General features: G+C 67.5%; 13 protein-coding genes. 6 read left to right on the forward strand and 7 right to left on the reverse strand.

Going from position 1 to position 13,002, the window contains the following annotated elements:
- Window positions 1-731: LysR family transcriptional regulator (locus EJO71_RS26025; protein WP_125951560.1), on the reverse strand; the 731-nt coding region annotated here is incomplete at its 3' end.
- 144 nt (window positions 732-875) lie between these two features.
- Here EJO71_RS26025 and EJO71_RS26030 point away from each other — a divergent pair.
- The 4 genes from EJO71_RS26030 (at window position 876) to EJO71_RS26045 (ending at window position 5,471) form a co-directional block, all read left to right on the forward strand.
- Entirely contained in the window at window positions 876-2,231 is a 1,356-nt protein-coding gene (locus EJO71_RS26030; RefSeq protein WP_125951561.1) for a M20/M25/M40 family metallo-hydrolase, read from the forward strand.
- Window positions 2,232-2,319: 88 nt separating this feature from the next.
- The gene (locus EJO71_RS26035) at window positions 2,320-2,772 is read left to right on the forward strand and encodes a DUF2501 domain-containing protein (protein ID WP_125951562.1); all 453 of its coding nucleotides are present in this window, start codon (window positions 2,320-2,322) and stop codon (window positions 2,770-2,772) included.
- Window positions 2,773-2,854: 82 nt separating this feature from the next.
- Window positions 2,855-4,573 (forward strand): SulP family inorganic anion transporter, encoded by a 1,719-nt coding sequence (locus tag EJO71_RS26040; protein WP_125951563.1) that lies wholly within the window; start codon window positions 2,855-2,857, stop codon window positions 4,571-4,573.
- A 13-nt stretch (window positions 4,574-4,586) separates the two neighbouring features.
- Window positions 4,587-5,471 carry a LysR substrate-binding domain-containing protein gene (locus EJO71_RS26045; RefSeq protein WP_125951564.1) on the forward strand — a complete coding sequence of 295 codons (885 nt, stop codon included), beginning with the start codon at window positions 4,587-4,589 and terminating at the stop codon, window positions 5,469-5,471.
- Window positions 5,472-5,477: 6 nt separating this feature from the next.
- Here the strand turns inward: EJO71_RS26045 and EJO71_RS26050 are convergent, their stop codons facing one another.
- Window positions 5,478-6,062, reverse strand: a complete 585-nt coding sequence (locus EJO71_RS26050; protein ID WP_125951565.1) for a DUF3299 domain-containing protein — start codon at window positions 6,060-6,062, stop codon at window positions 5,478-5,480.
- A gap of 128 nt (window positions 6,063-6,190) precedes the next feature.
- On the opposite strand from EJO71_RS26050, the gene EJO71_RS26055 reads away from it, so the two are divergent.
- Window positions 6,191-6,724, forward strand: coding sequence for a hypothetical protein (locus EJO71_RS26055; protein ID WP_125951566.1), 534 nt, complete (start codon window positions 6,191-6,193; stop codon window positions 6,722-6,724).
- Here EJO71_RS26055 and arfB read toward each other — a convergent pair.
- From arfB to clpB, 4 genes are all read right to left on the reverse strand, one after another.
- Window positions 6,693-7,100: an alternative ribosome rescue aminoacyl-tRNA hydrolase ArfB gene (gene arfB, locus EJO71_RS26060; RefSeq protein WP_125951567.1), complete on the reverse strand. Its 408-nt coding sequence runs from the start codon at window positions 7,098-7,100 to the stop codon at window positions 6,693-6,695. The two genes, EJO71_RS26055 and arfB, sit on opposite strands and share 32 nt — an antisense overlap.
- A 4-nt stretch (window positions 7,101-7,104) precedes the next feature.
- On the reverse strand, window positions 7,105-8,289 hold the full coding sequence (locus EJO71_RS26065) for an acetyl-CoA C-acyltransferase family protein (RefSeq protein WP_125951568.1): 1,185 nt from the start codon (window positions 8,287-8,289) through the stop codon (window positions 7,105-7,107).
- A gap of 116 nt (window positions 8,290-8,405) precedes the next feature.
- Window positions 8,406-8,741, reverse strand: coding sequence for a hypothetical protein (locus tag EJO71_RS26070; RefSeq protein ID WP_125951569.1), 336 nt, complete (start codon window positions 8,739-8,741; stop codon window positions 8,406-8,408).
- Between the two features lie 6 nt (window positions 8,742-8,747).
- Window positions 8,748-11,369 (reverse strand): ATP-dependent chaperone ClpB, encoded by a 2,622-nt coding sequence (clpB, locus tag EJO71_RS26075; RefSeq protein ID WP_125951570.1) that lies wholly within the window; start codon window positions 11,367-11,369, stop codon window positions 8,748-8,750.
- Between the two features lie 109 nt (window positions 11,370-11,478).
- Here clpB and EJO71_RS26080 point away from each other — a divergent pair, with 109 nt between their 5' ends.
- Window positions 11,479-12,471, forward strand: a complete 993-nt coding sequence (locus EJO71_RS26080; protein ID WP_125951571.1) for a Bug family tripartite tricarboxylate transporter substrate binding protein — start codon at window positions 11,479-11,481, stop codon at window positions 12,469-12,471.
- Here EJO71_RS26080 and EJO71_RS26085 read toward each other — a convergent pair.
- Complete coding sequence (locus EJO71_RS26085; RefSeq protein ID WP_125951572.1) at window positions 12,468-12,944, reverse strand: molybdenum cofactor biosynthesis protein MoaE; 477 nt, start codon at window positions 12,942-12,944, stop codon at window positions 12,468-12,470. The two genes, EJO71_RS26080 and EJO71_RS26085, sit on opposite strands and share 4 nt — an antisense overlap.
- Between the last annotated feature and the right edge of the window lie 58 nt (window positions 12,945-13,002).

Below are 13,002 nucleotides of genomic sequence, written 5' to 3' on the forward strand. Positions count from 1 at the left end.
TATTCCGGCACCAGCCCCACGCCCAGGTCGGCGCGCACCGCCGCGACCAGCGAGGAGAACAGGTCGAAGCGATGCCCGGCCACCAGGTTCTCCGGTGCGCGCAGATGCGCGGCCTGCCCGAACCACTCTTCCCACGCGCCCATGCGCGTGCGCAGTTGCAGCAGCGGCGCCGCGCGGAAGTCGCCGCGCGCCATGGCCGGCCGCCCTTTCGCCCCGGGGGAGCACACCGCGACGCACGATTCACCCATCAACTGCAGTGCGTTCGCGCCCGGCCACACGGCGTCGTCGTACTGCACGCCCACATCGAAGGGCATGTCCTCCATGTAGAGATGCGTCGGAAACACCTGCAGGTGCAGGCTGCAGCCCGGGTGCCGGGAAATGAACTCGGGCAGCCGCGGCGTGAGCCAGCCCTCGGCCAGCACCGGCACGGCCCCCACCAGCAGGCGCAGGCCGTCGGTGCGCTGCGCCATGGCTTCCAGCGTGTGGTTCTGCAGCCGCAGCAGGTCACCGGAAATCTGCCCGTGATAGCGCTTGCCGGCCTCGGTGAGCTCGGTGCCGCGCGCCGTGCGCTGCACCAGCCGCACGCCGATCTGCTCTTCCAGCAGCCGCAGTTGCTGGCTCACCGCGCTGTGCGTGAGGCACAGCTCCTCCGCGGCCTTGCCGACACCGTGGTGGCGGGCCACCGCGTCGAAGATCAGCAGCGCGCGGGTACTGGGAATGTGGCGGCGCATGGCGGGCCTCGTTAGAAAAACTGACGACGCCGAAGATTAAACCAGAGCGTCCGCCTAACACAGCCGTAAGAATTGCTGAAGACGCGGCATTGACATCGCTGCTCTTCCCTGCCCGGCCTCACCTCTACAAGGACATCCCGCACCATGCCTCGCCCCGTGTCGCTTCGCCTCGCCCCTCTCGTCCTCGCCCTGGCCTCCGCTGCCGCCGGCCTCGCGCACGCCCAGGGCGGCTCCGTCGCCGCCACGCCCACGCAGGTGCGGCCCGAGGTGGACAAGGCCTACACACAGCTGATGGCCTCGCCCGCCATCCAGAAGCTGCTGGATGCGGTAAAGGCCGACCACGAGCGCTCGGTCGAAGACCTGAAGATGCTCACCGAGATCGAAGCCCCGCCCTTCAAGGAACAGAAGCGCGCCGAGGCCTTTCTCGCCCGCATGAAGGCGCTGGGCCTCTCGGACGCGAAGATCGACGCAGAAGGCAACGTGGTCGGCCTGCGCAAGGGCACGGGCAACGGCCCGAAGCTGCTGATCTCGGCGCATCTCGACACCGTGTTCCCCGCCGGCACCGACGTGAAGGTGAAGGAGCGCGACGGCAAGCTCTACGCACCCGGCATCTCGGACGACACGCGCGGCCTGTCGGTGCTGCTGTCGTGGCTCAAGGTGCTGAACGACAACAAGATCCAGACGGTGGGCGATCTGCTGATCGTCGGCAATGTCGGCGAAGAAGAGCTCGGCAACCTGCGCGGCATCAAGGCCATCTTCCGCGACAACCTCGACATCGACGGCATGGTCGGCCTGGAGCCCGCGCCGGACGGCTCGGTGCTGATGCTGGGCACGGGCAGCCACCGCTACGAAGTGACCTTCAAGGGCCCGGGCGGCCACAGCTACGGCGCCTTCGGCCAGGTGCCAAGCGCCATCCACGGCATGGGCCGCGCCATCGCAAAGATCGCCGACATCCGCACGCCGAGCTTCCCGAAGACGACCTTCACCGTCGGCACGGTCGGTGGCGGCACCTCGGTCAACACCATTGCGCCCGATGCGCGCATGGCGGTCGACATCCGCTCCGACGAGATGGCGCCGCTGCTCGAGACCGAGAAGAAGATCCTGGCGGCCATCGACGAAGCCGTGGTCGAGGAGAACAAGCGCTGGAACGTCAACACGCTGAGCGTGAGCACCAAGCTCATCGGCGACCGTCCAGGCGGCCGCACGCAGTCGGACACGGTGATCGTCGAGGCCGCCACGCGCTCGAACGCCGCCTTCGGCCACAAGACCCTGCTGACAGGCGCGAGCACCGACGCCAACGTGCCGATGTCGCTGGGCATCCCGGCCATCATCATCGGCGGCGGCGGCAAGACCGGCGGCTTCCACGCGCTCAGCGAGTGGATCGACGTGACCGACGGCTGGAAGGGCGCGCAGAACTCGCTGGTGACGGTGCTCGGCCTGGTCGGCGTGCAAGGCACCAGCGCACCCTTGCTCGAAAAGCGCCCGCCACGTTCGAAGTAAGCAGGCTCGCGTGCACCCGGGGCTTCGCTCCGGCGTCTCCGTTATGCTGATGGCCGCTTTCCATCACGCTTACCGACAGGAGGACACCATGCACGCCCGTTCCACCCTCATCGCCCTGGCACTGCTCGCCGCAGGCGCCTCGGCGCAAGCCAACGACCTGCTCGATCAACTGAAGGAAAAAGCCGGCGAGGCGGCCACCGCCAACTCGCAAGGCGGCGCCGGCGGATCCGCGCTCGGCAACCTCGGCAGCAGCCTGGGCTTCAAGATGCCCGCCATCGGCTCCAGCACCATGGGCAACGCTGCCGGCGTGCTGCAGTACTGCGTGAAGAACAACTACCTGGGCGGCGATGCGGCCTCGGTGAAGGACAAGCTGCTCGCCAAGATCACCGGGCAGAAGAAGCAGGAGACCGGCTTCGCCAGCGGTGCCAAGGGCCTGCTGCAGGGCGGCGACGGCAAGTCGCTGAACTTCAAGGGCCTGTCGTCGAAGGTCAAGGAAAAGGCCTGCGACTACGTCCTGAAAAACGCCACTTCGCTGATCTGACCCCGCTCCGCATTCCGCATCGCTCCCGCGCGGCGCACCGCGCATGTGCCTTCAGTTTTCCCCAGTGCGCCAGCAAGAACCCATGACCCCGGCTGCCCCCTCTCCTTCCCTGCGCCAGCGCCTGTCCCGCTGGGTTCCCTGCCTGGCCTGGCCGCGCCCTTCCGCAGCGCTGCTGCGCAACGAGGCGATGGCCGGCATCACAGTCGCGCTGATGGTCATTCCGCAAGGCGTGGCGTATGCCGCACTGGCGGGCATGCCACTGGTCACTGGCGTGTACGCGGCGCTGTTCCCGGCGCTGATCGCCGTGATGTTCAGCTCGTCGCAGCGGCTGTCGGTCGGGCCTACCGCGCTCACCAGCCTCTTGGTCGGCGCCTCGCTCGCGCCGTTGGCGGTGGCGGGCAGCGCCGAGTGGGTGGCGATGGCGGTGTGGCTCACGCTGATGTCGGGCACGATCCAGATCGTGCTGGGCGCGGGGCGCTTCGGCTGGCTGCTGCGGCTGGTGAATTCGCCGGTGCTCATCGGCTTCACGCAGGGTGCGGCGGTGCTGATCGCCATCTCGCAGTTGCCCGCGCTGCTGGGCTTCACGGGGCGGACCATTCCGCAGGTGCTGCAGGGCGGTCCGCTGCCCGACCTCGTGGCCGTCGCATTCGGGCTCGGCAGCATCGCGGTGCTGTGGCTGGGCAAGCGCATGCTGCCGCGCTTTCCGACCACGATGGCGCTGGTGGCCGGCGCTGCCGCCATCAGCTGGCTCGTCGACTACGCGCTGCGCGGCGGCGCGGTGGTGGGCAGCCTGCCTTCGGGCCTGCCCTCGTTCTACTGGCCAGGCCTGCTGCCGGTGAGCACCTTCAGCGCGCTGGTGCTGCCGGCGCTGATGATCACGCTGGTGAGCTTCCTGGAAACCGCGTCGAGCGCCAAGGTCGACAACGCGCGCGCCGGCACGCTGTGGAACGAAAACCAGGACCTGATCGGCCAGGGCCTGGCCAAGCTGGCGTCGGGCTTCACGGGCGCGTTTCCCACAAGCTCGTCGTTCTCGCGCTCGGCCATCACGCTGTACGCGGGTGCGCAGACCGGCTGGGCGACGCTCTTCAGCGTGGTCGTCGTCGCAGGCGCGCTGCTGTGGCTGATGCCGCTGCTTTATCACGTGCCACAGGCGGTGCTGGCTGCGGTGGTGGTCACGGCCATCCTCGGGCTGGTGAAGCCGGCGAGCTTCACCGCGCTGTGGCGCATTTCGCGCATCGAGGCGGGCATCGCCTTCGGCACCTTCGTGCTGACCATCGCGACCGCGCCCAGCATCTATTGGGGCGTGCTCGGCGGGCTGCTGGCCGCCCTGGCGCACTACATGTACCGCCACCTGCACCCGCGCATCATCGAGGTGGGCCTGCACCCCGACGGCAGCCTGCGCGACCGCCACCTGTGGAAGCTGCCGCCGCTGGCGCCGAATCTCTACGCGCTGCGCATGGATGCCGAGCTCGACTTCGCCTCCGCCTCCACGCTCGAACGCGCGCTCACGGTGGCGCTGGCCGAGCAACCCGGGCTCACCGACGTGTGCCTGTTCGCGCAGCCCATCAACCGCATCGACATCACCGGCGCCGAGGTGTTCGGCTCGATCCGCCGGATGATGGAATCCAAGGGCATCCGCCTCCATCTGAGCGGAATGAAGCTGCCCGCGATGCAGGTGCTGGAAAGCGCCGGCCTGCTGGCGCCGGGGCCGATGCTCTTCAGCTACCGCACCGACGGCGAGGCGCTCGCGGCACTGATGCCGCGCGTCGAGGTGACTTCGGAGCAGGAAACCGCCGCCTGACGCGCCAGCGCCCATGAAGACCACCATCGAAGAACTCGTCGCGTTCCGCACGGTGGTGGACACGGGCTCGATCACGGCCGCGTCGGAGCAGCTCGCACAGACCGTCTCGGGCATCAGCCGCGCGCTGAGCCGGCTCGAACAGAAGCTCGACACCACGCTGCTTCGCCGCACCACGCGGCGGCTCGAGCTCACGGAAGAAGGCGCAGCCTTCCTGCAGCGCACGCGCGCGATCCTCGATGCCATCGACGACGCCGAAGAGCAGATGGCCGCGCGCCGCCAGCAGCCGGCCGGACGGCTGCGCGTGAACGCGGCCTCGCCTTTCATGCTGCACGCCATCGTGCCGCTGGTGCCGGAGTTCCGCAGGCTCTATCCGCAAATCAGCCTGGAGCTCGACACCGACGACCTGCCCATCGACCTGCTGGAGCGCCGCACCGACATCGCGATCCGCATCGGCCCGCTGCGCGACTCCACGCTGCATGCGCGCCCGCTCGCCACGCACCGGCTGCGCGTGCTCGCGAGCCCTGCGTACCTCGAGGCACACGGCAAGCCGCGCAAGGTGGCCGACCTTGCAGAACATTCGCTGCTGGGCTTCACGCAACCCGAATCGCTGAACCGCTGGCCCCTGCGCGGCGTGCATGGCGACGAATGGAACATCGCGCCCACGCTGGTGGCATCGAGCGGTGAAACGCTGCGCCAGCTGGCGCTGGCCGGCGTGGGCATCGTCTGCCTGTCGGACTTCATGACGGGTGCCGACCGCGCCAGCGGCGCGCTGGTGCAGGTGCTGGCGAAGGAGACGGCGGACGTGCGCCAGCCGGTGAATGCCGTGTACTACCGCAACACGCAGCTGTCGGCGCGCATCACGTCGTTCCTGGATTTTTTGTCCCAGCGCATGGGCTGAGCACGGTCATTGCGGCTGCTTCGGCACGAAGCGCTCGACCGCGGCCGACTGGATCTCGTAGCCGCTCACGCCCATGTCCACCGACGAATAGCGCGCGGCCTTCAGCATGCCGCTGACGTACACCGTGTCCATCGCATGCAGGCCCTTCACGGCCGATGCCGCGACCACGTGCACGATCTGGTTGGCGGGCGGCGGCGGCGTGTGGATGCAGGCGCCGAAGTACGGCACCAGCAGGAACTCGCGGATGCCGTCCTGCGTGTTGTCCAGCGGCACGACGAAGCCCGCCAGCTTGGCAGCCTTGCCGTCGAGCGCCACGTTGACCGGCGCGTTGTCCCAGACGGCACGCATTTCGTCGAGCATCTGGATCGCGCGCGGATCGTTGTCTCGCAGGGCTTCGAGGCTGATGTTGCGGTAGCGCTTCGTCGGATCCCAGCTCTTGGGAATGAGCTCTTCCCACTTGAGTTCGGGCGCTGGTGCGGTGCTTTGCACCTGCCCGGCCACTCCGGGGTCGCAACCACCCAGCAGCGCGGCGGTGGGTGCCAGAAGGAGCGCGGCGACCAGCCTCGCGTGCGAAAAGAGAATTCTTCTCATGAGCCCGATTGTGCTTGGGACGTGTTTCAGACCCGTAAAGCAGGGCCTTTTGCACTCAATTTCGCCCAGATTCGGCAAATTCAGGACAAAGCGCCAGAATGCTGCACCACGATCACGAGGAGGTCCGCATGGCACCGACAGGATGGCTGGGACTCACGTCCCTGGGTACCGTTCACACCGCGATCAGCCTGGTCGCCGTCGTCGCGGGGCTTCTGGCCCTGTTCCGCTACAAGGAAATCACGATGCGCACCGGGCTCGGCCGGCTCTTCGTGTGGACCACCGTGCTCACGTGCCTCACGGGCTTCGGCATCTTCCAGCACGGCGGCTTCGGCAAGCCGCATGCGCTGGGCGTCATCACGCTGCTGGCGTTGGCCGTGGGCGCGCTCGCCGGACGGGGCGTTCTCTTCGGCAAGTGGGCGCGCTACGTCGAGGCCATCGCGTTCTCGGCGAGCTTCCTGTTCCACTGGATTCCGGCCTTCACCGAAACGCTGACGCGCCTGCCGCTCGGCGCCCCGCTGTTGCCGAACGCGGATGCGCCGGAGCTCAAGGCGATCACCGGGGTACTGCTCGTGCTCTACCTGATCGGCGTCGGCCTGCAGATCCGCCGGCTGCGCGGCGGCGCTGGCACGATCAATCCCGCACCGGCCCGCGCAAGCTCTTGATCTGCGAGCGCTGGTTCTTGCCTTCAAGCCGGCGCTGCTTCGAACCGTAGGTGGGTTTGGTGGCGCGCCGCACGCGCGGCGGCGTGGCGACGCTGTCGATCACCGCCTGCAGGCGCGCGAGCGCATCGGCGCGGTTCATCTCCTGGGTGCGGTGCTGCTGCGCCTTGAGCACGAACACGCCTTCCTGCGTGATGCGGCTGTCGCGCAGCGCGAGCAGCCGCTCTTTCACATCGGCCGGCAGCGAGCTCGCGTGGATGTCGTAGCGCAGGTGCACCGCGCTCGACACCTTGTTGACGTTCTGCCCGCCCGCGCCCTGCGCCCGGATGGCGCTGAAGTCGACCTCGTCGGGGTCGATCAGGACGCTCGGACGAAGCATGCGCTCAGACTCGTTCGAAGACGGCTGCGATGCCCTGCCCGCCGCCGATGCACATCGTGACCAGCGCATAGCGGCCGCCCGTGCGCTGCAGCTCGGCGATCGCCTTCGTCGTGATGATCGCGCCGGTCGCGCCCACCGGATGGCCCAGCGAGATGCCCGAGCCGTTCGGATTCACCTTGGCCGGATCGAAGCCCAGCTCCTTGATGACCGCGCAGGCCTGCGCCGCGAAGGCTTCGTTCGACTCGATCACGTCGAAGTCGCTGACCTTCAGACCGGTGCGCTCCAGCACCTTGCGCGTGGCGGGCACCGGGCCGATGCCCATGTACGCGGGCTCGACGCCGGCGTGCGCATAGCCGACAAGGCGCGCCAGTGGCTTCAGGCCCCGCGCCTTGACGCTCTCGCCGCTGGCCAGCACCACGGCAGCCGCGCCGTCGTTGATGCCCGAGGCGTTGCCGGCGGTAACGAGGCCGTCCTTCTTGAACGCGGGCTTCATCTTCGACAGCGTCTCGACGGTGGTGTCGGCGCGCACGTGCTCGTCAGTGTCGAAGAGCACGACGCCCTTGCGCGTCTTCACCTCGACCGGAACGATCTGCTCCTTGAAGCGGCCCGCCGCGATGGCAGCCGCCGCGCGCTGCTGGCTGCCCACTGCCAGCTCGTCCATCTGATCGCGCGTGATGCCGTAGCGCGCGGCCACGTTCTCGGCGGTGATGCCCATATGGATCTTCTCCCACGGGTCGTGGAGGATGCCCAGCATGTAGTCGACCAGCAGCGCGTCGCCCATGCGCGCGCCATAGCGTGCAGAAGTGTCGAAATACGGGCCGCGGCTCATCGACTCCGAGCCGCCGCCGATGGCGATGTCACAGTCGCCCAATGCGATGGCCTGCGCTGCCGACACGATGGCCTGCAGGCCCGAGCCGCAGAGGCGGTTGACGTTGAAGGCCGGCGTCTCGATCGGGCAGCCCGCATCGATGGCGGCCACGCGGCTCAGGTACGCGTCCTTCACGTCGGTGGGAATCACGTTGCCCATGACCACGTGGCCGATGGCATCGGCGGCGACGCCGCTGCGCTCGATGGCGGCCTTGACGGCAGTGGTGGCTAGCTGGGTGTTGGGCACGTCCTTCAGCGAGCCGCCGAAGGTGCCGATGGCGGTGCGGGCGGTGCCGACCACGAAGATGTCGCGCGAAGTCATGGAATGTCTCTCCTGGATGAAAGCAGAAAGCCGCGGCCGGAAGGCCACGGCTCCAGGAGGACGATTCTGACGGCGAACGGCGCGACCGGCTGTCGCGCCCGAAATACCTGCGGCGCTCAGCCGCGCGGGGAAACCGATTTCGGCGAAACGTCGGTCACGTCGCTGACGCTGCCGCGGATGCGCACAGGGCGCTCCACCGATTCGCCACGTGCCCGGGCGTTGGCAACGTCGGCGGCAGTCGGTTCAGCCGGTTGTGCCGCATTGCGAAATTTGTCGAAGCCCGAGCGGGGGTTGAAGCGCATGACCCAGGGGGTCACGGGCTTGCCCGTGAGCCGCCCCCAGGCGTAGCGAACACCCCACACGGCCGCCAGCAGCATGACCGCAACAGCCAGGCTGGCCGCGAAAACCAGCCCCAGGAGCAGAAGAATGACGCGTATTACGAAGTTCATCATCCGACTTTAGGCCGAAGCGACAGCCGTTGGTTCCCCCGCCTTGCGGAAGGCGAACTGGCCGGGCGACTGGATCGGGTCGGTCGTGACCTCGATCGTGTCCTTCGGCCCGAAGCTTCCGTCGAGCAGCAGCTTCGACAGCGGGTTTTCGATGCGCTGCTGGATCGCGCGCTTCAGCGGACGCGCGCCGAACACCGGATCGAAGCCGACCTTGGCGATCTCCGCCAGCGCCGCCTGCGAAACCTCCAGCCCCAGGTCCATCTTCGCGAGCCGCGCCTGCAGCACCTTCAGCTGGATCGCGGCGATCGATTCGATGTTCTTCGCGTCGAGCGCGTGGAACACGACCGTCTCGTCGATGCGGTTCAGGAACTCGGGGCGGAAGTAGTTCTTCAGCTCGTCCCACACCGCTTCCTTGATCTCTTCCGAGGGCTTGCCCACCATGGACTGGATGATGGGCGAGCCGATGTTGCTCGTCATCACGATCACGGTGTTCTTGAAGTCCACGGTGCGGCCCTGGCCGTCGGTAAGGCGGCCATCGTCGAGCACCTGCAGCAGCACGTTGAACACGTCGGGGTGGGCCTTCTCGACTTCGTCGAGCAGCACCACGCTGTAGGGCTTGCGGCGCACGGCTTCCGTGAGATAGCCGCCCTCCTCGTAGCCCACGTAGCCCGGCGGCGCGCCGATCAGGCGGGCGACCGAGTGCTTCTCCATGAACTCGCTCATGTCGATGCGGATCAGGTGGTCTTCGCTGTCGAACAGGAAGCCCGCGAGCGCCTTGCACAGCTCGGTCTTGCCCACGCCCGTGGGGCCGAGGAACAGGAACGAACCGGTCGGGCGGTTCGGATCGGACAGGCCCGAGCGCGAGCGGCGGATCGCATTGGCGACCGCGCCGATGGCCTCGTCCTGGCCGACCACACGCTCGTGCAGCTTGTCTTCCATCACGAGCAGCTTGTCGCGCTCGCCCTGCATCAGCTTGGCGACCGGAATGCCGGTGGCGCGCGCCACGACCTCGGCGATTTCTTCCGAACCGACCTGCGTGCGCAGCAGCGTGGGCGCGCTGGACTTGCCCTTGGTGGCCTCATTCGCCTCGGCTTCCTTCAGGCGCTTCTCGAGCGCCGGCAGCTGGCCGTATTGGAGCTCGGCGACCTTGTTGAAGTCGCCCTTGCGCTTCCACTCCTCGATCTGGAACTTGATCTTGTCCACGTCCTCGCGCACCTGCGCGCTGCCCTGGGCCTGGGCTTTCTCGGCCTGCCAGATCTCGTCGTAGTCGGCGATCTCCTTCTGCAGCTTCTCGATCTCGTCCTCGATCAGGCCGAGGCGCTTCTGCGAGGCCTCGTCCTTCTCGCGGCGCACGGCTTCGCGTTCGATCTGCAGCTGAATGAGGCGGCGGTCGAGGCGGTCCATGACCTCGGGCTTGGAGTCCATTTCGATCTTGATCTTGGCCGCGGCCTCGTCGATCAGGTCGATGGCCTTGTCGGGCAGGAAGCGGTCGGTGATGTAGCGATCACTCAGCTCGGCCGCGGCCACGATGGCCGGGTCGGTGATCTGCACGCCGTGGTGCACTTCGTACTTCTCCTGCAGGCCGCGCAGGATGGCAATGGTGGCCTCCACGCTGGGCTCGCCCACGATGATCTTCTGGAAGCGGCGCTCCAGCGCGGCGTCTTTTTCGATGTACTTGCGGTACTCGTCGAGCGTGGTGGCACCCACGCAGTGCAGCTCGCCGCGCGCGAGCGCCGGCTTGAGCATGTTGCCCGCGTCCATGGCGCCCTCGGCCTTGCCGGCGCCCACCATGGTGTGCAGCTCGTCGATGAAGACGATGGTCTGGCCTTCGTCCTTCGCGAGTTCGTTGAGCACGGTCTTCAGGCGCTCCTCGAACTCGCCCCGGAACTTGGCGCCCGCCAGCAGCGCGGCCATGTCGAGCGACAGCACACGCTTGCCCTTGAGCGAGTCGGGCACCTCGCCCGAAACGATGCGCTGCGCCAGGCCTTCGACGATGGCGGTCTTGCCCACGCCGGGTTCGCCGATGAGCACGGGGTTGTTCTTGGTGCGGCGTTGCAGCACCTGGATGGCGCGGCGGATTTCCTCGTCGCGGCCGATGACCGGGTCGAGCTTGCCCAGCCGGGCGCGCTCTGTGAGGTCGAGGGTGTATTTCTTGAGGGCTTCGCGCTGGCCTTCGGCGTCGGCGCTGTTCACGCCCTGCCCGCCGCGCACGGCGTCGATGGCGGCCTCGAGCGACTTGCGGCTCAGGCCGTTTTCCTTGGCGATCCTGCCGATGTCGGCCTTGCTGTCGGCCAGCGCCAGCAGGAAGAGCTCGCCGGCGATGAACTGGTCATTGCGCTTGATGGCCTCCTTCTCGGTGGCCTGCAGCAGCTTGCCGAGCTCGGGGCCGACCTGCACGATGTCGTGGCCCTGCACCTGCGGCAGCTTCTTGATGACGGCTTCGGCTGCGGCGAGCAGGCCAGGCACGTTGACGCCGGCACGCTCCAGCAGGGCGCGCGGACCGTCGTCCTGACGCAGCATCGCGGCCAGCAAGTGAGCCGGCTCGATGTAGGCGTTGTCGTTGCCCAGCGCGAGCGACTGCGCGTCGCCCAGTGCTTCCTGAAATTTGGTGGTGAGTTTGTCTTGTCGCATGGCTTGATTCCTGCATTCAAAATAGGGCCGTCGGCCGTCCCTTCAAGTGCAAAACCGCTTGGGGGCTTTTTTCTTTTACTTTTCACTTCTGCTGTTTTTGGAGTCCATCATGTCCTTTTCAAGGCGCAATGTCGTGTCGCTCGGGGTGCAAATGCTGCTGGCGCTGGGTCTGTCGGGTGCCGCGCTGGCACCGGCCCACGCCCAGAGCGGCACGCCGATCCGCCTGCTGGTGGGCTTCCCCGCCGGTGCCGGAAGCGACGCCATTGCACGCACGCTGGGCGAAAAACTCAAGGACGTGCTGGGCGTGCCCGTGGTGGTCGAGAACCGCGCCGGCGCGGGTGGGCAGATCGCCGCGACGGTGCTGAAGTCTTCCCCGGCCGACGGCCACACGCTGTTCCTGTCGCACGACCACACCATCTCGATCCTGCCGCAGGTGGTGAAGAACCCGGGCTTCAACCCCGCCACCGACTTCGTGCCCGTGGCCGGCTTCGCCACCTTCGCAAACGTGCTGGCGGTATCGGGCGGCACGCCGGCCAAGAGCATCGATGAGTACGTGAAGTGGGTCCGCACGCAGAAGGGCGGCAAGGAAACCATCGGCATCCCGGCGCCGGCATCGATTCCGGAGTTCCTGGTGAAGATGATCTCGGACAAGTACAAGATCGACGTCCAGCCCGCGCCCTACCGCGGCAGCGCGCCCATGACGGCCGACATGCTGGGCAACCAGATCACCGCGGGCATCGCCTCGGTGCCGGACTTCATCGAGAACCACAAGGCGGGCAAGGTGCGCATCGTGGCCTCCATCGGTGCCAAGCGCCAGGCGGTGATCCCGAACGTGCCGACCTTCACCGAGCTGGGTTTCTCGAACCTGGAGGACCTACCCTACTACGGCATCTTCGCGCCGGTGGGCACGCCGCAGCCGATCATCGACAAGTACGGCGACGCGCTTCAGAAGGTGCTGGCCATGCCCGACGTGAAGCAGAAGCTCACGACGATGGGGCTGACGGTCGGCTACGAGCCACAGGGCCAGTTCGCGGGCCGCGTGCGCACCTACACGCAGACCTGGGAAAAGATCATCCAGGCCAGCGGCTTCAAGCCTCTTTAAGCATTCGGGGCGCTGATGCCCCAGCGCGCCAGCGCCGCGTCGTCGGCCACGCGCGCATCGACCCAGCGGGCGCCCTCGGGCGTCTGCTCCTTCTTCCAGAAGGGCGCCTGGGTCTTGAGGTAGTCCATCAGGAACTCGCAGGCCTCGAAGCTCTGGCCGCGATGGGCCGAGACCACCGCCACCATCATGATCTGGTCGGTCGGCTGCAGCAGTCCGACACGATGGATCACGCGCGCGCCCAGGATGTCGAAGCGCTGGTGGGCCTCGTCGATCATGGCCTCGATGGCCTTCTCGGTCATGCCGGGGTAGTGCTCCAGTTCCATCGACGCGACGCTGCTGCCGTCGTTGCGATCGCGTACCGTGCCCACGAAGCTGCAGACAGCGCCCACACGGCTGTCGCCGTCGCGCAACGCGGCGACCTCCCGGGAGAGGTCGAAATCGTTCGTCTGGATCGAAACACGCGCAAGGCTCATGTCCGAATTGTGTCATCGCGATAGACTGTGGCGATGCCCTGCCTTCCCACGCCCACGC

This window comes from Variovorax sp. 679 (assembly GCF_003952185.1).
In the GTDB taxonomy this organism is placed as follows: Bacteria; Pseudomonadota; Gammaproteobacteria; order Burkholderiales; family Burkholderiaceae_C; genus Variovorax.